This window comes from Streptomyces sp. NPDC005784 (assembly GCF_042871525.1).
Taxonomy (GTDB): domain Bacteria; phylum Actinomycetota; class Actinomycetes; order Streptomycetales; family Streptomycetaceae; genus Streptomyces.
On sequence record NZ_JBIAIQ010000015.1, the window covers coordinates 124,695 to 142,591 of the forward strand.

Sequence of the window (17,897 nt, forward strand, 5' to 3'; positions counted from 1 at the left end):
CCATGCGGCGCCCGGTGAACTACGCCCGCGGATTCCTGCGCAGCAGATAGGTGTCCATGATCCATCCCTTGCGCTCCCGGGCCTCGGCGCGCAACCGCTCGATACGGGGGGCTGCTTCGGCCAGAGGACCCGAGGCGAGGATCTCGTCCGGTGTGCCGATATAGGCGCCCCAGTAGATGTCGATGTCCTCGTCCGCGAACTGCCGGAACGTCTGGTGGGCGTCGAGCATCACGACCACGTCGTCCACCCCGTCGGGGAAGCCCTCCGCGAGGCGCCGCCCGGTGGTGATCTGCACGGGCCGGGCCACCCGGTTCAGCCCCGTGCGGTGCCGGGCGACGAGCGCCGAGACGCTGCTGATGCCGGGCACCACGTCGTAAGAGAACTCCACCGTGCCCCGGTCCAGGATCTCCTCCAGGATGCCGAGCGTGCTGTCGTACAGGGCGGGATCGCCCCACACCAGGAACGCGCCGCTCTCGTCCTCGCCCAGCTCCTCGGAGATCAGCCGCTCGTAGATGGCCGCGCGGGCGCTGCGCCAGTCCCCGACGGCCGGCGAGTACGCCGAGCCGCCCGCGGTCCGGTCCCGGTCCGGGTCGCGGGCCTCGACCAGGCGGTACGCCCCCTCCGGTATGTGCGCGTCGAGGATGTCGCGGCGCAGCTGGACGAGGTCCGACTTCACCTCGCCCTTGTCCAGGATGAAGAACACGTCCGTGCTCCTCAGCGCCTTGACCGCCTGCAGTGTGAGCTGATCGGGGTCGCCCGCTCCGATGCCGATGACATGAATCTTTCGCACACCCGGAGTCTGCCGCACGCCACTGACAGTGGACGCACCGCACCCGACAGTGCCCCGGTCGGGCACCGAACACATACGAGCACGGGTGCCGAGGCATGCCCTCGTCAGGCGCCCCGGCCGCGCAGTCGTGGCGATGACCCCGCCGCGTCGACCCGCCCGCCGTCGCGCTCCACGAAGCCCGCCAACTCCCTTGCCCAGGCGGTGAGTTCAGGGAGGTCCAGGTCGTACGGTCGCAGTCGGCCGGTCCCCGAGGCCCACTCCTCGACCGCCGTCGCGCCGCGGCGCAGCAGCCGTACGCCGCCCGTCGCGTTTCCCCGGGCCGCGTGGGTGAGCCCCACGGCGAGCTGGGCCAGCCCCCGCCAGAGCCCCCGCTCGTCCTGCGGGCCGGACTTCCAGGCGTCCTCGAAGACCTCGTGCGCGTGGAACGGCCTGCCCGCGTCCAGCAGCGCCTGCGCCTCGGCGACCGTCTCCCCGGGGCCGCGCACGACCCCCTCCGGCTGTCGCTCCACGCCGTCCGCGCCGTACGGCAGGGGGCGTCCCAGTCCGTCGCGGGGCCGGGCGTTCCGTGCCCGCCCGTCGGTGTCCCGATCCCGTCCGCCGGCCCGCCGCGTCTCAGATGTCCCGGTCATACGCCGATTGTCGCGCGCCCCCGGCCCCCTGCGGAGCAGCCCCCGGCGTGGGGTAAAGTTCTGTTCGCACGATCCCGCGGGTCACCGCGGGTGAAGCACCGGGACGTGGCGCAGCTTGGTAGCGCACTTGACTGGGGGTCAAGGGGTCGCAGGTTCAAATCCTGTCGTCCCGACTGGAGACAGTCGCAGGTCAGGGCCGGTTTCGGAGGTATCCGAAACCGGCCCTTGATCATTTTTGGGGACCAGTTGGGGACCGGCGTACTTGACCGAGGTCAGCGGGTCACGGCGATCGGGCTCGGCAGCGAGCGTGGTGCGCGCAGCACGCTGAAGTGTGCGGAAAGCGCCGCCCTGGCGGCCGTGATCTTGTCCAGGTCCTAGCCGTCGGTCGCCCCGGTCGCTCCGGCCGGTGCCCGATTGACGCCGGGCGGCGGACTTGAGGTTGCCGCCACGCGGGCGGACGGTTTGCATGTGGATTGATCTAACAATCGGGGCGCCACCATCAATGTGCTGACGTTGGGACGCCGAGGACAGCGTCTAACAATTCTCTGGGATGGACAGTGTCCAGAACCCACGCCGCACCGCATACGCCACAACCGGAGCATCGCCCCGCCCCCCGTTCGCCGAGCGGCCCCCAGAGCCAGTCCCAGTTCCGGTCCGCATCGCTGGGGGCGGCCGCCATGGGGGAACGGACCGCCAACGGAGCCTCCGGACCGCCTGATGCCCCGTACGTGCTCCGCATCGCGGATTTCACCCGTGTCCCGGTGCGCTCTGCCACGGCGGAGCGGCTTCAGCCCCGGCTGGCTGCACGATCGTCCGGCGACGTCTTCGAGCAGGAAGCCGACCGGGTGGCGGAGCACGTGGTCGGCAGGGCCCCGTCCGGGTCGCCGCCACCACACCCACATGAGCGTGGGACCGGGGTTCAGCGGGCAACGGCGGTTCCGGCAGCGTCCACCGCCGTGCCGACAGAGGTGGACGACGTCTTGCGTTCGCCGGGACAGCCCCTGGAACCTGTCGCGCGGGCGTTCATGGAGCAGCGCTTCGGACGTGATTTTTCGGGGGTGCGGGTCCACACCGACGCCGAGGCGGCGCGCTCGGCCCAAAGCGTTCGGGCCCTCGCCTACACCGTCGGGAGGCACATCGCTTTCGCCCCGGGCATGTATGCGCCGGCCACCCACGAGGGACGGCGCCTGCTGGCCCACGAGCTGACCCATGTGGCTCAGCAGACGGAAGCCCGCGGTGCGGGTGCGCGTCCGAAGCTCCAAAGACAGCAGGCCCCGGCCCAAGGAGCCACCAAGGTGTCCCCGAAAAGGGGCTTCGTCATTTACCTCGCCGACCCTGACGGCGACAAGCTCGAAGCAGAGCTCCTGCGGCGCGGCATTCTCAAACCCGGCCAGTACGACCCCCCTCTCTTCGCCGGGGACGGCTACTACTTCGAAAAGGTCAGCGGCACCGGACCGACGGCAAGCCACACCCGTGTGCTGGGTGCGACGTCCATCTTCAACGCGGCAGGGGTGGTCATCGGCTTCCGGATCGTTTCCTACCTGCCGGGCCAAGGCCAAGGAGGCCAGCCGGGACAGTCGGGCGAGCAGAAGCCGGTGAAGAGCCCGGCTCAGTTGAAGGCCGAGTTCGACGCGTTGTCGGAGCCGGTCAAGGCCCTGCTGAAGGATGCGGCATCGCGCAACGAAGCCAACCTCGAGCAGGTCATGCGCATCGCGACGAGGCTCGATCGGCTGGCGCCGGAGGATCAGCAAGTCTACAAGCCGCTGGCCAAGCACTTCGCATCCGACCTGGACGCGTTCGGACGATCGATCGACGCGTATGCCGAGTTCAAATCCAACATCAAGGCGCAGGCGGATGCCGAGCGAAAGGGCGCCGCATCCGGGAAAGAAGGTTCCGGCAAGGAAGAGACCGTCGAGCAGAAGCTGGCCAAGACGTGGAGCCGGTTCGACGAGAAGAAGTTCGCCAGCATGAGTGTTGCCCAGAAGGAGGGGCTGGCTCGGGAAGTCGCTGCGCAACAGCGTGACATCCAGCTGGAGCACATGGCGGAGCACCCAGGAGAAACGGCCGTCGGTATGGCCGAGGGAATGGTCCGCCTGGACAAGACGGCCGCAAGGATCGTCGACGCCGTGAAGGAGGCTGCCGACGGGAAAAGAGGCGCCTACGCCCGTCTCGCGGGTGCCGCAGGCGCCTACAACAAGTACGTGGCAGCCGCCGCTTCCGTAGTGTTCGTCGCGCTCCTGTTCGTCCCCGGCGTGAACCTGATCGAAATGGCCGCGTTCGGTCTTGCGACGGCCGCGGCGACCATTGCAGTGTCGGCGGCGGAATCCGAACTGCGCATCAAGGCCGCGGGTGAAGCCAAGAGCCCCGAGGAGCTCAAGACGCAGACGGCCGGGGCGGCGGCGGCCCAGGTCCAGGTCGTCGTGGCCGCTGTGATGCTGGCGCTGACGGTGGTCGCGAAGATCGTCGCCCGGATGCCGTTGCCGGGCCGCTACCAGAACGTGGGGGCGGCGCTGACCGCGGCGCAGAACGCCCTGCTGGAGAAGAGCGGCATCGGCCCGGCATGGCAGGGCGTCAAGGCCGACCTGCTCGGCAAGCTCCGCGCGTCGAAGGGGGGGTTGCCCGAGGCCCTGGCGGAGCAGACGAACGAAGTCGCGGCGGAGGCGAAGTATGTGGAGGCCATGTCGGGCGAGGAGTTTGCGCAGCACCTGGCCGACGGAGACCCGAAGCTTGCCGATCTTGGCATTCCGCCCGCGCAGGCGAAGGGAATGCAGCAGATGGCGGCGGCGACGCCGGAAGGGGCGAACATCGCGGAGCAGCTCCGGCGCAACACGCTCCAGGCGTTGCGGGAAGCCCCGGCGGAGGCGGCGAAGAAGGTCGACACCTTCGTGAGAGGCGTCGACGGCTCCGTCGAGAAGGTGGCGGCAGCCAAGAATCCAGAACAGCTGAAATCGGCCATCGAACAGGGGAAGAAGAGCCTCGGCCCCGAAAACCAGGCCCGCCAGGCGCTCGCCGAAGAGCAGGCCTTCATGAAGAAGAGGATGGTGGGCGCGCGGCGCCGGACTCTGGAGGAGCAGGCTCGCAAGCAGTTGAACGAACTGTCGGCGGCGATGACGGAGATCCAGACGAAGATCGCTGAAGTGAAGGAGGCCGAGTTCGCGGCGGTGAGAAAAGTCATCGAGCTCAGGCGGAAGGTCGCGGGAAGCCCGGCCGGCAGCGATGCCCATGCAGCCGCGCAGAAGGAACTGACCGCGGCCCAAAAGGTGGTGGCCGAGCTGAAGGAGGGGGATGAACTGGGGGGATACCGGGAAAAGGCAGAGAAAACGAAAGTGGCAGAAGGGAAGGTCTTCGCGTCCCTGGGACTCGGCCGCCCGAACTTGTGGGAGGCGACGAAGGCAACCATCAGGAAGGCGGCCAAGACGCTGAACGGGAAGTTCCTCGATGCCAACACGGAGGAAGTCATCGAGGGGACTCCGGAATACGGCCACGTGTGGGGCAGAGAAAATCGCCGACTCGTTCTGGAAGCCGCCGAGCAGGGCATGAACCAGGAGCAGTTCAACCGCTGGGTCAACGCACACCCGGAGTGGTTTCAGTTGGAGACGCTGGAGAACAATCGCAGCCGCCGCTTCGAGAAGAAGGGGACCGACTGACGCTGCGTCGGCCCCACCTTGCCGCAGTCTTCATCCTGTGGTGCTCGAATGATCATCGCCATTGGTCAAGAGGCGTACCGGTACTCGCTGATCACACCGCCGAGGACGACGGTGCGGAGAAGTCTGTGGGCGCCACATGCTTGAGCCGGAGGTGGCTCTTCCTGGGCTCGGAGCGGTAGTTGGTTTCGGCTGCGGTGGGGGCGATGCATGTTGTAGGGCTTCTGGTATTCGGCTAGGACCTGGCGCGTGTGGGGGTCGGTGTCCTGACCGGCGCCGGCGGGACGTTCTCCGCCGGGATGGACCTCAAGGCGTTCCTCAGGGGCGAGAGCCCCGCGATCGAGGGCCGGGGACTGGCCGGCATCACCATCACCCCGCCGAAGAAGCCGCTGATCGGCGCGGCCGAGGGCTGGGCGCTGGCCGGCGGGTTCGAGCTGCTCCTCGCCTGCGACCTGGTGGTCGCGGGCGACACGGCCAGGTTCGGCGTCCCGGAGGTGACCCGCTCCCTCGTGGCGGCCGCCGGTGGCGCACTGCTGCTGCCCCGCCGCATCCCGTACGCGATCGCCATGGAGATGCTCCTCACCGGCGATCCGATCACCGCCCAGCGTGGCGCGGAGGTGGGCCTGGTCAACCGGCTGGTGCCCGAGGGGAAGGCGCTGGAGGGCGCGCTGGAGCTGGCCGCGCGGGTGGCGTCGGCCGGCCCGCTCGCGGTCGCCGCGACGAAGCGGATCGCCCGCTCCAGCGCCGACTGGACCCTCGCCGAGGGCTGGGAGGAGCAGGAGCGGATCATCGCGCCGGTCTTCGTCTCCGAGGACGCGCGTGAGGGCGCAGCCGCCTTCGCCGAGAAGCGCAGCCCGGTGTGGAGCGGCCGGTAGGACGGGTGGTGACGGTCCGTCGGTGTGCGCCCATGGACCGTCGTCCCAACCCGTCGGGCGGCGCCGGGCAGGTCCCGGCCGGGCCCGGCGCCGGACGGTGTCCGGGGTGTCCGTCGGTTCTCCCGCTCTCCGCGTCAGGCGATACGTCCGACGTACGCCAGCGCCTGCCTCAGCAGCACGCCGTGACCGCCCGGCATGTCGTCGGTGACCACCGGTGACGCGGCCTCCTCCGGACTGAACCAGACCAGGTCGAGGGCGTCCTGCCGGGGGCGGCAGTCACCGGTCACCGGCACGATGTACGCCAGGGACACGGCGTGCTGGCGCGGGTCGTGGAACGGGGTGACGCCCAGCGTCGGGAAGTACTCGGCGACGGTGAAGGGATGCAGCGAAGCCGGGATCCGGGGGAGTGCCACCGGGCCGAGGTCCTTCTCCAGATGGCGCAGCAGTGCGTCGCGAACCTTCTCGTGGTGCAGCACCCGGCCGGAGACGAGGGTACGGCTGACCGTCCCGTCCGGACCGATACGGAGCAGGAGCCCGATGTGGGTGACTTCGCCGTTGTCGTCGACGCGCACCGGTACGGCCTCGACGTACAGGATCGGCATGCGGGCGCGGGCCGATTCCAGTTCGTCACGGGACAGCCAGCCGGGCGTGGTTTCGGTCAAGTCAGACATTGCTTGATCATACTTTCCGTGCGTCCGGTGCGGGCGTGATGCTCCAGGTCAACGATGCCCCACGGAAAGGGTCATCGCGCGTCCTCAGCGACACATTGTCGGCCATGCCGCTCGGCCGCACGTGTACGCGAACCGGGGCCGGACGAGGCGGAGAGGATCGCCGGCTTCGAACTGTGAGCCCCGGCGGCCTCGTAGCCTGGTATCCGCCCGGCAGGACGACCGGCGGGACCACGGGAGCGGCATGGCCAAGGAATTCACCACGGACATCACCGACGCTGTCGTCGACAGCTTCGCGGGCACGGCCGACCCGAGGCTGCGGGAGCTGCTCGGCGCGCTCACCCGCCACCTGCACGCCTTCGTCCGCGAGACAAGGCCGACGACGGGGGAGTGGGAGGGCGCCATCGGCTTCCTCACCGCGACCGGCCGGATGTGCACGGACACCCGCCAGGAGTTCATCCTCCTGTCGGACGTGCTCGGCGTCTCCATGCTGCTGGAGAACCTGAACGGCGACCGTGACCCGGCCGCGACGGAGTCGACGGTCCTCGGCCCGTTCCACATGACGGCGTCGCCCGTACGGGAACTCGGCGCGACCATCGACCTGGTGGGCGCCGGCGAGCCGTGCGTGGTCAGCGGCCGGGTGCTGTCACGGGACGGCACTGCGCTGCCCGGCGCGGTCCTCGACGTGTGGCAGGCGGACGGCGAGGGCTTCTACGACGTCCAGCGGCCGGACGTCCAGCCGCCCGGCAACGGACGCGGCCTCTTCACGGCGGACGCCGAGGGCCGCTTCCGGTTCCGCACCTGCGTTCCGAGCCCGTACCCGATCCCCACCGACGGCCCGGTCGGCGCCCTGCTCGCGGCCGCCGGCCGCCACCCCTACCGCCCCGCCCACATCCACTTCATCGCCTCGGCCGAGGGCCACGCCCCCGTCACCACGCACATCTTCGTGGCGGGCAGCCCCTATCTGGACTCCGACGCCGTCTTCGCCGTCAAGCGGAGCCTCGTCCAGGACTTCGCCGAGACCGACGACCCCGCGCTGGCACGGGAGTTCGGCGTCGCGAACCCCTTCCGGCACGCCCACTTCGAACTCGTCCTGGAGCCGGATTGACTTCCTCCGCTGCCTAGAGGCGGGGGGGCCAGCGGTTGCCCGCTGGGGTTCCTGCTTCATCGACGACCGCCCCGTCCGGGAGGACTCCCGTTGAGGTCTTACACCGTCTCCACAGGCAGCCACGGCCAGCCCGGCCGCGAGAATGTTCTGCGCCGCGTTCGCGTCGCGGTCGTGCACCGTGCCGCACTCGCAGGTCCATTCACGGACGTTCAGCGGCAGGGTCGTTTCTCCCCCGCAAGCGGGAGGTACCCCCAGCACGGCCCGAAGGCCGGAGTATCCATGGAGGAAGCCCCATGACCACCCCGCTCGACTTCTCCTACGAGACCCGGCCCGCCCGGGTCGTCTTCCGGCCCGGCGCCTCGGTGACCGCGACACCGAGGGAGGCCGCGCGGCTCGGGCTGCACCGGGTGCTCGTGGTGTGCGGCAGCCGGGGCGTGGAGGTCGCGCGGTCGGTGGCGGACGCGCTCGGCGACAGCTGCGTGGGGGTGCACACGGGCGCCCGGATGCACGTACCCGTGGAGGTCGCCGACGAGGCGGTCGAGGTGGCGCGGGCGGCCGGCGCCGACGGCTGTGTCGCCGTCGGGGGCGGTTCCGCGATCGGCCTCGGCAAGGCGGTCGCGCTGCGTACCGGCCTGCCGCTGATCGCCGTTCCCTCCACGTACTCGGGCTCCGAGATGACGTCCGTGTGGGGCCTGACGGAACACGGGGTCAAACGCACCGGACGCGACTCCTCCGTACTGCCACGCTGCGTCGTCTACGACCCCGAGCTCACCCTCGGCCTCCCGGTCCCGCTCTCGGTGACCAGCGGCGTCAACGCCCTCGCGCACGCGGTCGAGGCGCTGTACGCCCCCGATGGCTCCCCGCTCGTCTCCCTGATGGCCGAGGAGGGCGTACGGGCGATGACCGGCGCCCTTCCCGAGGTGGCCGCGGCCCCCGCTGACCCGGAGGCGCGCGGCCGGGCCCTATACGGCGCCTGGCTCTGCGGTGCCTGCCTCGGCGCGACGACGATGGGCCTGCATCACAAGGTGTGCCATGTCCTCGGCGGCACCTTCGGTCTGCCGCACGCCGAGACCCACACCGTGGTCCTCCCGTACGTCCTCGCCTACAACGCGCCCGCCGCTCCGGAGGCGATCGCCGTCCTGTCGCGGGCCATGGACACCGACGACGTCCCCCGCGCCCTGCGGGAGCTCGCTGGCGGCCTCGGCGCTCCCGGCTCGCTCGCCGAACTCGGTCTGAAGGAGGCCGACTTGGCCCGCGCGGCGACCCAGATCGCAGCGGAGTCCTACCCCAACCCGCGTGAGGTCACAGCGCACGGCGTCCTGGGGCTGCTGACGGCCGCGTACGAGGGATGGGAGCCGCGGCGCGAGGACTCCTAGAAGGCTGCTGAAAATCTTGTCGTGGGGCTGTCCGGCCGTAGGCCGGGCGGCCCTTCTTGCTTATGCGGTGGCCGGGGTGAGGTGCCAACTGCCGTTGGCCCGGGTGAGTCCGAGGTTGATCAGTCGGCGGAGGTTGAGGGCGGCAGCACGGTGGTGGAGCCAGATGTTGTTGGCGATGACGCCCCGGTGTGGGACCCGGCGGTGGCCTTTGGCGACCAGCCAGGCGATGGCGCGTTCGACTGGTGGCCGCCATCTGCGGTATTCGTGCTGCCAGGCCACATCGGTGGCGGCCTGGGCCCGGGCGGTGGCCAGCAGTTCGTGCTGGGGGTGGACGTTGAGGGTGCGTCCGGTCCTGGAGGTGGTGCAGCGTCCGCGCAGGAGGCAGCCGGTGCAGACACGTTTGAACTGGGCGGTGCGGGCGCCGTCCGCTTTGACCTGGCCGAGGTTGGCGGTGTGTCCGGCCGGGCAGGTCGCGGTGCCGGACGCCGTATCGATGCGGAAGTCGTCGATGGCGAAGCCGCCGGGGACGGCCTGCCGCAGCGGCGGCGGTTTGATCACCAGGGTGTGCCCGTCGGCCTGCAGCTGTTCGCGCAGACGGCCGGTGCCGTAGGCGGAGTCGCCGAGCACTGTTAACTCCTGGCCCTCGTGCTCGTCGGCCAGCAGATCGCAGGCGACAGCGGCCTCGTGGTTGCCGGGGCCGTAGCCGCCGGTGAGGGCAACCGCGGTGAACAGCCCGGTCTCCGGCTCGAAGGACACATGCCCTTTAAATCCGTCCTGGTGTCGGGTTCGGTTCTTGTGGATGTGCCGTGCGTCGGGATCGACGGTGGACACGGTCCGGTCCGCCACCGTGCGCCGGGCGATGCGCCAGCGGCCGTCGCGGCCGTCGGAGTCGTCGGCCGGTTCCACGTCCTGGCCCGCGACCAGGGCCAGCAGGCCCACCGCATTCGCCGCCCTCTCACCCAGTTCCTGTTCGGGCAGGCGTCCGAGCAGGTTGAGGGCGTCGGTGACCAGCGCGTCGACCAGCGTGGCGCGGGCGGCCTCGTCGTCCCAGGCGATCCTCGGCTTGCCCGGGTCGGTGTAGTCGTGCGCCGTGCACCACTGCTCCGCGCTCTCCTCCGCGCCGGGGACCTCCCGGATCACCCGGCGGATGGCCGAGATGATCTGGGTGACGGTGTCCTGGGTGGCCACCGCGTCATCAAGCACGGTGGAGTCCAGCGCCCGCCGCTGCCTGCCCTTGAGTACGCCGGTCGCGGCCACGACCTCTTTGACCTTGGTGAAGATCCGCGTCGGATCGGCCGAGTGACGCAGCCGGCGCCGGAAATACGTCAGCAGCGACGGATCGAACGCCATGTCGTACAGGCCCAGCCCGCAAGCGGCCTTCCACCGCAGGTCACACCGCAGTTCCTGGACCGTCTCGAAGTCCGACAGCCCGTGCAGGCTCTGCAGCACCACCGTCGCGGCCAGCACCTGCGGCGGCAGACTCGGACGGCCGTTGGACGAGGGATACATGTCGGCGAACATCCCCGGCGGAAACAGCACCTCGCGATGCTCGGCCAGGAACGCGAACACACTCCCCGCCGGGATCAACTCCCGGCAGGTCTCCCACACATCCGGCCCGACCATCTCCCCGGCCCATTCCCCCTGCATGCCTACAAGACTGGCCCCGACCCCACCGAGCCGGGGCCAAAACCCCAGATTTTCAGCAGCCTTCTAGATGAGTAGTTCCGATGTGGCTCAGTGGTCGTAGGCGGTCAGTGATCGGGTGATGGGTGCGCCAGTGTTTCGGTTGTGCCAGATCGCGCAGGTCATCGCCAGGATCCGCTGGGTCACCCGGACTCCGACGCCTTCGATGGTGCGTCCGCCGTAGGACAAAGAGGACTTCGACACGGTGCTGCCCGTGCTCACGGATCAGCAGCGACATCGACTACGCGGGGGACTCACGGTCCAGCGCCGACATCAACACCATCGGCGCGGAGACCGGCAACTGCCCGCCGGTCCAGCATCAGTGAGCCGCGCCGACCCGGGGCACGTCCAGGACCTGTCCGGCCGATCGCGCACACACGCGGGGTGTGGCACGCACAGCTGCGACTTGTCGTCGGCCACCCGCCTGGACGCGGCGGGACTGTCACACCCCCCTGCCATGCTGTGAGCCATGACAGCAGCCAAGGATTCGCCCGCTTCCGCCACCCCAGCGGCCACCATGGACGCCCTGTTATGGCGGTGGGTGGATCACGTCAATCGGGACGGTGAGAAGGGAATGACGCGGCCGGAATGGTTCGCGTGCGTCGGAGAGTTGGAACTGGCGGAGACGGTCACCTGGTACGGGATGGCGACCACCGGTCGATGGGGTCACGGCGGCCTGCTCTCCGGCCCCGGCAAGGCTCCGGTGTACGCGGGCTTCTACTGGTCTCAGGTGGGCGACGAACCGGCGGTGGCCCGGGTCAGCATGGTCGTCCTGCCGCTGGCGGATCCCGCCCGGATCGTCGCGGCCGACTGGAACGACGGGTACAACGGCTACGAACCGGCGGCGCTGGACGGATACGCCGTCCTGTGCGGCGATCCGTTCGATCCGCTGCACGTCGGCGGCCGCGATGCCGAGGCCGATCTCCGCGAGGTCAAGCGGATCATCGCGGCCGGCGACGGCCAGGGCCGCCGGGTCAACTACGCCGAGATCGTCACCGATCCGGACCGCGGTGGCAACGCCCTGTTCTTCCCGGTCAATGAGGAAGAACGAGACGGCTACGAGGCACTGGAGGAGGACGGAACGGTCGTCTGCCTCGCCTTCATCTCCTACGACTTCCCCTACTAGACGAGTAGTTCCGATTGCGGGGTTCTCAGACGTGGGGAGGGTGTCCAGCATCGGGTTGTGGCGACCGATTTAGACACCCTCTTGACGGCACCTGTACGTGCATGTCGATGACCGTTCGAAGACCCCGCGATGGCGTGGGCGACCGCCTCGTCTGACCGACGCGGAACTGGTGACGCTGGCCGTGGCCCAGGCGATTCTGGGCTTTCACTGCGAGGCCCGCTGGCTGCGCTTCGCCCACGCGCATCTGCACGGGATGTTCCCGTATCTGCCGCAACGGCCGGCCTACAACAAGCGCCTGCGGGCTGCTCTGCCCCTGGTCAAACGGGCCATCCGGTCCCTGGCCGCGGACTGCGACCTGTGGCTGGACAATGTGTGGATCGTGGACTCCACCCCCGTCGAGTGCGCCCGCTCGCGCGAGACCGTGCGGCGTTCGGACCTGGCCGGCTGGGCGGGCTACGGCTACTGCCACTCCCACTCCCGTTTCTTCTGGGGTCTGAGACTGCACCTGGTGTGCACCCCGGCCGGCCTGCCCGTCACCTGGGCCCTGGCCGATCCCAAGATCGACGAACGGCAGGTGCTGGCCGCCCTGATCGGCAACGAGCCCCACCTGGCAGCCCGTCCAGGCCTGCTGATCCTGGCCGACAAGGGCTACACTGCCGCCGAACTTGACCGCTTCCTTGCCGCCCGCGGCATCAGCCTGCTGCGGCCCTCCTACCGCAACCGCGGCACCCCGCATCCGGCCGAACCCCTCCTCAAGACGGTCCGCCAGCTCATCGAGTCGGTCAACGACACCCTCAAGGGCCAGCTCGACCTCGAACAGCACGGCGGACGCACCATCGAAGGCGTCGGAGTCCGGGTGGCCCAGCGGATCCTGGCGATGACCTGCGCGATCTGGCACAACCGAAACACTGGCGCACCCATCACCCGATCACTGACCGCCTACGACCACTGAGCCACATCGGAACTACTCATCTAGGGGTTTCTGACTCCTAGGGACTTCCTTGCCTGACAGCGACTTGCCTGACAGTAACTTGACTGTCAGGCAGGGGAGTTGTGCTCCGAATCGGTCCGGCGGCTCCCCACAGGCCGCCCCACCCTCCCCATTGGTGCATCCGTCATCGCTCTGACACCCGCTACCTCTGGTGTTTTTCGCGCCCGCCCGGAAGGCTGATCTGGGCATGCCAAGACGACCGCCTGGTCTGCCCTGCCCCCACGCCGCGGTCGATCTGGAGGAAGCAGTGACAAGAAGCTCGCGGGCCCGCAAGGTCTCGCTCATCCTGGGCAGCGCCGTCGCGCTGGTCGTCGCCTTCCCGGGCAGCGCCCTCGCCGACCCGCCCACGGCCTTGCCCGGGAACGCGGACGGACTGGAGTCGACGTTCCAGCCGGCCTTCGACTACGACACCGACGGCTGTTACCCGACGCCCGCCATCGGCCCCGACGGCACCATCAACCCCGGTCTCAATCCCTCCGGGGCCCTGAACGGCCACTGCCACGACTCCTGGGACCTCGACAACACCAACGGGTACTCCCGCGAGAAGTGCAACAACGGCTGGTGCGCCATCATCTACGGCCTCTTCATGGAGAAGGACCAGGCGGTCGTCGGCAGCGGCCTCGGCGGGCACCGCAACGACTGGGAGCACGTCGTGGTGTGGGTCCAGGACAACGAGGCCAAGTACGTGTCCACCTCGGCCCACGGCAACTTCAACATCTACACCCGAGACCAGATCCGCTGGGACGGAACGCACCCCAAGGTCGTCTACCACAAGGACGGCATCGGCACGCACTGCTTCCGGCCCGCGAACACCAACGACGAGCCGCCGGAGAACTCGTACCACACCTGGCAGTTCCCGACGCTGGTCGGCTGGAACGGCTACCCCGCCGGGCTGCGCGACAAGCTGAGCGCCTACGACTTCGGCAGCGCCGTGTTCGGCCTCAAGGACGGCAACTTCAACTCCCACCTGACGAAGGCCAAGCCGGCCGGCATCCCGTTCGACCCCAACGCCTGACCGGTCCCGTGGGCGACGACCCCCGCCGCGTCGGCCGATGGCCCCTGCCGCGCCCGGACGGCGACCCCTGCTGCGCTGCGACGATGACCGTGTGTGTGCGGCCGTCCACCGAAGTGCGGTAGGGTTCGAGTGCGCGAACACGCGGGCCACCGCGAGTGAGCCGCATCGGGACGTGGCGCAGCTTGGTAGCGCACTTGACTGGGGGTCAAGGGGTCGCAGGTTCAAATCCTGTCGTCCCGACTTTTCGAAGTCGCAGGTCAGAGGCCGTTTCAGACAGGTTCTGGAGTGGCCTTTTGATCATTTCCGGGGACCGGGTGGGGACCAGTTCCGCTTGAACGCGGCCGAAGCCCACCTTGACTCAGTCAAGGTGGGCTGTACAGCTCGTTCGCTGAGCACGGCTTCGCCCACCTTAAGACTGGCGGGCCCTCGGCAAGGGCCGCGCCGACCTGAGGTGGGCGACCGCCCTGATGAGGGTTCTGCTGGTGCCGGCGAACCGCGAAGTCTCCCGGTGACCGACCATCGTTGTCGAAGTCATCCGTCCACGACCAGCGCGAGCACTCCGAGCCACGCATACACCGGACCGTGACCAGCAACTCCACGGTGCACACCGCTCAATGGACACGAGAGGTAGGGCTTGAAGGCGTCCGATCTTCGCGCCGCGGCCTCCGCCCAGTCCGACAGCAGCTCGTCTTTTAGCTGTTTCCCTGTGCTCCTTGAGGTTCCAGCTTCGAAAGTGCACCATGGTCCGCTTCGTTCGCCTGGCGGGCGGGGCGGCTCTCGGCGGCCTGCCCGCCAGGCGCCCGGGGAACAGGGCACCCGGCCGCGCCACCGCGACCCGCGGTTCCTCGCCCCGAGCGTTGAAAACGGGTAAGGAGGCTTCGGCAACGACACCTCCTGGAGTCGAGGGGCGGCCCGCATGCGCGGACCGCCCCGGTGGTGCTGTCAGACCGTCAGGTTCAGGGGATGCTCTGGTACAGCGCGGAGACCTGATTGGCCGTCAGGGCGTAGTCGTACGCCTGGACGCCGCTCACGGAACCGTTCACCCAGTCGTCCTGGCTGCCGTTGTACAGCCCCCGGCCGATGACCAGGCTTCCGGTGGCCGCCCACGGGGTGACGCCGGTGGCGGTGCCGGCCGGGGTGCCGTTCACGTACAGCTGGGCGGTCCTGGTGGCGGCGTTGTAGACGCCGACCAGGTGGGTCCAGGTGTTGGCCGAGGCGCCCGCGGTGTAGGCGAAGGCGAAGGTCGGGCTCGGGGTATCGGCGCTGGTGAAGCCCAGGGCCCAGCCGGGGCTGCCGGTGTGGGAGTGGTTGTATTGCAGGTAGAACGGACTGTTCTGGGTGCCCTCCTCCGCGAGGACGGTCTGGTTGGCGGTGCCGACAGCGTTGAGCTTCACCCATGCGGAGAGGGTGAAACTGCCCGTGCTGTCCACCACTTGGGGGTTGGGGCTGACGGCGTAGCCGGTGCTGCCGTCCAGGCTCAGCACGGTGCCCCGGGTCGCGTCGGTGGCCCAGGTCGCGCCGCCCGTCAGGGTGAGCGGGTTGTTGCCGAGGTTCGGGTTGGCGCCCGCCGCGTTGAGGGTGTTGAGGGTGTCGGTCGCGGCAGTGTCGGTGGCCACCGGCATGCCGCCGCCGTCGTCCAGGTTCCAGGTGTCGATGGGGGAGAGCAGGGCCGTGGTGAGCGCGCCGAAGGCGGGGTTGGACAGGTTGACGTGGTCGCCGCCGTCGGCTGCCGCCGCCAGTTTCTCCTCACCGGTGGCCGAGTCCGTCACGGCCACGGCCGCGTCGAGGTCGGCGAAGTAGACGGCCGGAGAGGCCCAGGGGTTGCCCAGATTCATGCCGCCGAGGAAGGCGTTGACGTCCGTTCGGTTGGTGTCCGTGGTGCTCGTGCAGGGGGCGTTGGGCGTGGCACCGTCACCGGTGAAGCCCTCGCAGGGCGTCAGCGAGGTGAGCACCACGTTGATGCCCCAGCCCTGGAGCTGCTCCACGAGTGCGGTGTAGCCGTTGGCGTCCAGGTCGTCGCTGGTGGCCCCGGCCAGCAGGTCCTCGAGGCCGTCGTCCACGATGACGGTGGAGATGCCGGGCTGGTCGAGGATGTCGCGGTCGAGGCGGGAGAGCACCGAAGGCCCTCCGATGACACTGCCGTTGTAGGTCTCTGGGTTGTCGGTCATGAGCTGGTTGGACTCGATGCCCTCGGCGATGACGCCGTAGGGGGTGGGCGTCGAGGGCTCGGCGGCGGTCAGCCCGTCGGCCACCCGGTACCCGTTGGAGTTGGGCAGCGTGGTGCCGGGCTGGAACGGGTCGACTAGGTGGTCGCCCAGCACGGCCTCGGTGGGCACGCTCGCCGACTGCACGTCCAGGTCGGTGACCAGATCGGTGAAGTTGCCGTAGGCGACCGCGTTGGTGGTGAAGGGCGTAGCGCTGGTGCTGGTGGTCAGGTCGCCGGTGCCGCTCGCGGTGATGTACTCGTAGGAGCCGCCCGCGTAGGAGTGCTGCACCAGGTAGGGGACGGCGTTGCTGAGTTGGTAGGAGACCAGCAGGTACTGGCCTGCGGTGACGGTGAACGCCAGCGGGTCGCTGTAGACCATGCCGCCGACGGGGACGGTGACCGACTGGCTGCCGCCGAACTTGAGCGTCGTCGGGGTGCCGGCCGGGATTGAGCCGATCGCGCTCGGGGTGGAGCTGAGGGCGACGGTGGCGTGGCCGATGGAGAGCTTGTCGGTCCCGAGCGCGTTGTCGAGCTTGACGCGGACGGTGCCGCCGGAGACCGAGGGCTTCAGGGCCAGGCGGATGGTCTGGTTGGAGAAGGTGCCGCCGCCCGGCAGCCCATAGCTGTCCTCGGTGGCGCTGGACCAGGCGCCGGTCCAGGACTGCCCGGCCGGAGCGGCGGCGTAGCTGCCGTTGGCCTCGGTGGTGCCCGCGGTGGTGTTGCGGGTGCCCAGGGCGAAGACGTGCAGGGTGGACTCGCTCGGTCCGGCCGCGCCGGTCAGGTCGGGCATGGTGACCGAGGCGATGGTGCGGGTCGGGTCGACCGGTACCGAGAAGGCGTAGAGCTGGCGGTTGGCCGTGCTCTGGGTGGTGCCGTTGGCGTGCGGGAAGACCGCGGCCCTGGGTGGCGCGCTCCTCGCGAGCGGCATCGGGGCGCTCGGACCGGGCGAGGCGCTGATCCTCGCGGGCTCCGCACTCGCCATCACCGGTACCACCACGGTAGCCGCCTCGGTCGCCGCACCCAACATTGCCTACGCCGTCCAGAACGGCGATGGCGGCGGCGACGGGGGCGGCTCCGACAGCTCGTCCTCCGAGGACCCGAGCCGGGACGGGGATGCGCGGGCCCTGGTTGAGGAGCACACCGACGGCAAGAACAATCCGCAGCTCACTCTGGACAATGCCTACCGCGCGTTGGACGGTGCCCCGGAAGGGACTCGTGCCCGGGTGATGCCCAAGGAGAACGAGCTCACGAGCAAGCCAGGAGCCAAGGGGAAAGACAGGGTCAAGAACGCTGACCTCGAATACCTCGACCAGCAGGGTGACATCGTCGGCTACGGCGAGGTCAAGACCATCGGAGAGGCCGACGAGGGGAGGTTCACCGGGCAACTTGACAGTGCCGTCAAGCAGTTGCGCTGGCGGCAGGACTGGAAGGGCGGCACGGACGTCGACGAGATCTTCATCCAGGTCCCCGACCTGGCCGATCCTCCGGAGGTCAAGCAGTGGGTTCGCAGCTATCAGGACGCCCGCAGGGGCGGAGTGAAGTCGATCAGCGGGTTCCGTCTGCGGGTCTTCAGCGAAAGCGGCAACAGTCTGGGGACCTTCGACTTGGGCGCCAATGCCGACGAAGGCTATGTCGAGGACCACACCTACCATTCGTCGAACGGGTACTCCTACTGAACCGCCCGGCGCTGAATGACCTCAGACCGTAACCCGGGGCAGGGGCGGACGCATGCCGTAGAGGCGCGTCCGCCCCTGGCCCTGTCCGAAAGGCACGTTCCTTGTCCTCG

General features: G+C 69.3%; 12 protein-coding genes, 2 tRNA genes and 3 pseudogenes. 10 read left to right on the plus strand and 7 right to left on the minus strand.

All coding sequences use genetic code 11. The features are described 5' to 3' along the window. Positions 1-19: 19 nt before the first annotated feature. Together cobF and ACFYR3_RS23840 are read right to left on the minus strand one after the other, a co-directional pair. The gene (gene cobF, locus ACFYR3_RS23835; RefSeq protein WP_355857734.1) at positions 20-790 is read right to left on the minus strand and encodes a precorrin-6A synthase (deacetylating); all 771 of its coding nucleotides are present in this window, start codon (positions 788-790) and stop codon (positions 20-22) included. A 104-nt stretch (positions 791-894) separates the two neighbouring features. Further along, on the minus strand, positions 895-1,419 hold the full coding sequence (locus ACFYR3_RS23840; protein WP_355857731.1) for a DUF309 domain-containing protein: 525 nt from the start codon (positions 1,417-1,419) through the stop codon (positions 895-897). A 99-nt stretch (positions 1,420-1,518) separates the two neighbouring features. Between ACFYR3_RS23840 and ACFYR3_RS23845 the strand changes: the two genes are divergently transcribed. The 3 genes from ACFYR3_RS23845 (at position 1,519) to ACFYR3_RS23855 (ending at position 5,938) form a co-directional block, all read left to right on the plus strand. Continuing rightward, positions 1,519-1,592 (plus strand) — tRNA-Pro (locus ACFYR3_RS23845). 555 nt (positions 1,593-2,147) lie between these two features. After that, a complete protein-coding gene (locus ACFYR3_RS23850) occupies positions 2,148-5,066 on the plus strand; it encodes a DUF4157 domain-containing protein (RefSeq protein WP_355857728.1) in 2,919 nt (972 codons plus the stop codon). 296 nt (positions 5,067-5,362) lie between these two features. After that, a complete protein-coding gene (locus tag ACFYR3_RS23855; RefSeq protein WP_389284704.1) occupies positions 5,363-5,938 on the plus strand; it encodes a crotonase/enoyl-CoA hydratase family protein in 576 nt (191 codons plus the stop codon). 134 nt (positions 5,939-6,072) lie between these two features. Here ACFYR3_RS23855 and ACFYR3_RS23860 read toward each other — a convergent pair whose 3' ends face one another. Further along, positions 6,073-6,609 (minus strand): NUDIX hydrolase family protein, encoded by a 537-nt coding sequence (locus ACFYR3_RS23860; protein ID WP_355857722.1) that lies wholly within the window; start codon positions 6,607-6,609, stop codon positions 6,073-6,075. A gap of 241 nt (positions 6,610-6,850) precedes the next feature. Between ACFYR3_RS23860 and ACFYR3_RS23865 the strand changes: the two genes are divergently transcribed. Further along, positions 6,851-7,714: a dioxygenase gene (locus ACFYR3_RS23865; RefSeq protein WP_389284676.1), complete on the plus strand. Its 864-nt coding sequence runs from the start codon at positions 6,851-6,853 to the stop codon at positions 7,712-7,714. Between the two features lie 21 nt (positions 7,715-7,735). On the opposite strand, the pseudogene ACFYR3_RS23870 reads toward ACFYR3_RS23865, so the two are convergent. After that, positions 7,736-8,089, minus strand: a pseudogene (locus tag ACFYR3_RS23870) (zinc ribbon domain-containing protein); the annotation flags it as partial. On the opposite strand from ACFYR3_RS23870, the gene ACFYR3_RS23875 reads away from it, so the two are divergent. Continuing rightward, positions 8,008-9,090 carry a maleylacetate reductase gene (locus tag ACFYR3_RS23875; RefSeq protein ID WP_389284677.1) on the plus strand — a complete coding sequence of 361 codons (1,083 nt, stop codon included), beginning with the start codon at positions 8,008-8,010 and terminating at the stop codon, positions 9,088-9,090. The pseudogene ACFYR3_RS23870 and the gene ACFYR3_RS23875 sit on opposite strands and share 82 nt — an antisense overlap. Before the next feature lie 60 nt (positions 9,091-9,150). Here ACFYR3_RS23875 and ACFYR3_RS23880 read toward each other — a convergent pair whose 3' ends face one another. Further along, positions 9,151-10,737 carry an IS1182 family transposase gene (locus ACFYR3_RS23880; RefSeq protein ID WP_389284678.1) on the minus strand — a complete coding sequence of 529 codons (1,587 nt, stop codon included), beginning with the start codon at positions 10,735-10,737 and terminating at the stop codon, positions 9,151-9,153. Between the two features lie 87 nt (positions 10,738-10,824). Next, positions 10,825-10,956, minus strand: a pseudogene (locus ACFYR3_RS23885) (IS982 family transposase); the annotation flags it as partial. 286 nt (positions 10,957-11,242) lie between these two features. Between ACFYR3_RS23885 and ACFYR3_RS23890 the strand changes: the two are divergent. The 4 genes and pseudogenes from ACFYR3_RS23890 (at position 11,243) to ACFYR3_RS23905 (ending at position 14,145) form a co-directional block, all read left to right on the plus strand. Further along, positions 11,243-11,899: a hypothetical protein gene (locus ACFYR3_RS23890; protein WP_389284679.1), complete on the plus strand. Its 657-nt coding sequence runs from the start codon at positions 11,243-11,245 to the stop codon at positions 11,897-11,899. A gap of 57 nt (positions 11,900-11,956) precedes the next feature. Further along, positions 11,957-12,851, plus strand: a pseudogene (locus ACFYR3_RS23895) (IS982 family transposase). 286 nt (positions 12,852-13,137) lie between these two features. Beyond that, entirely contained in the window at positions 13,138-13,905 is a 768-nt protein-coding gene (locus ACFYR3_RS23900) for an NPP1 family protein (protein WP_355857707.1), read from the plus strand. A 166-nt stretch (positions 13,906-14,071) separates the two neighbouring features. Then, a tRNA-Pro gene (locus ACFYR3_RS23905) sits at positions 14,072-14,145 on the plus strand. Positions 14,146-14,861: 716 nt separating this feature from the next. Here the strand turns inward: ACFYR3_RS23905 and ACFYR3_RS23910 are convergent. Beyond that, the gene (locus tag ACFYR3_RS23910; protein WP_389284680.1) at positions 14,862-17,039 is read right to left on the minus strand and encodes a LamG-like jellyroll fold domain-containing protein; all 2,178 of its coding nucleotides are present in this window, start codon (positions 17,037-17,039) and stop codon (positions 14,862-14,864) included. On the opposite strand from ACFYR3_RS23910, the gene ACFYR3_RS23915 reads away from it, so the two are divergent. Then, positions 16,963-17,787 (plus strand): hypothetical protein, encoded by an 825-nt coding sequence (locus ACFYR3_RS23915; protein WP_389284681.1) that lies wholly within the window; start codon positions 16,963-16,965, stop codon positions 17,785-17,787. The genes ACFYR3_RS23910 and ACFYR3_RS23915 overlap by 77 nt on opposite strands. The last annotated feature ends 110 nt before the right edge of the window (positions 17,788-17,897 follow it).

Bases quoted from the DNA above. Each gene is read 5' to 3' on its own strand.
- ACFYR3_RS23875 (WP_389284677.1), top strand. From the start codon at position 8,008: ATGACCACCCCGCTCGACTTCTCCTACGAGACCCGGCCCGCCCGGGTC.
- ACFYR3_RS23860 (WP_355857722.1), bottom strand. From the start codon at position 6,609: ATGTCTGACTTGACCGAAACCACGCCCGGCTGGCTGTCCCGTGACGAA.
- ACFYR3_RS23855 (WP_389284704.1), top strand. From the start codon at position 5,363: ATGGACCTCAAGGCGTTCCTCAGGGGCGAGAGCCCCGCGATCGAGGGC.
- ACFYR3_RS23910 (WP_389284680.1), bottom strand. From the start codon at position 17,039: ATGCCGCTCGCGAGGAGCGCGCCACCCAGGGCCGCGGTCTTCCCGCAC.
- ACFYR3_RS23865 (WP_389284676.1), top strand. From the start codon at position 6,851: ATGGCCAAGGAATTCACCACGGACATCACCGACGCTGTCGTCGACAGC.
- ACFYR3_RS23840 (WP_355857731.1), bottom strand. From the start codon at position 1,419: ATGACCGGGACATCTGAGACGCGGCGGGCCGGCGGACGGGATCGGGAC.
- ACFYR3_RS23890 (WP_389284679.1), top strand. From the start codon at position 11,243: ATGACAGCAGCCAAGGATTCGCCCGCTTCCGCCACCCCAGCGGCCACC.
- ACFYR3_RS23880 (WP_389284678.1), bottom strand. From the start codon at position 10,737: ATGCAGGGGGAATGGGCCGGGGAGATGGTCGGGCCGGATGTGTGGGAG.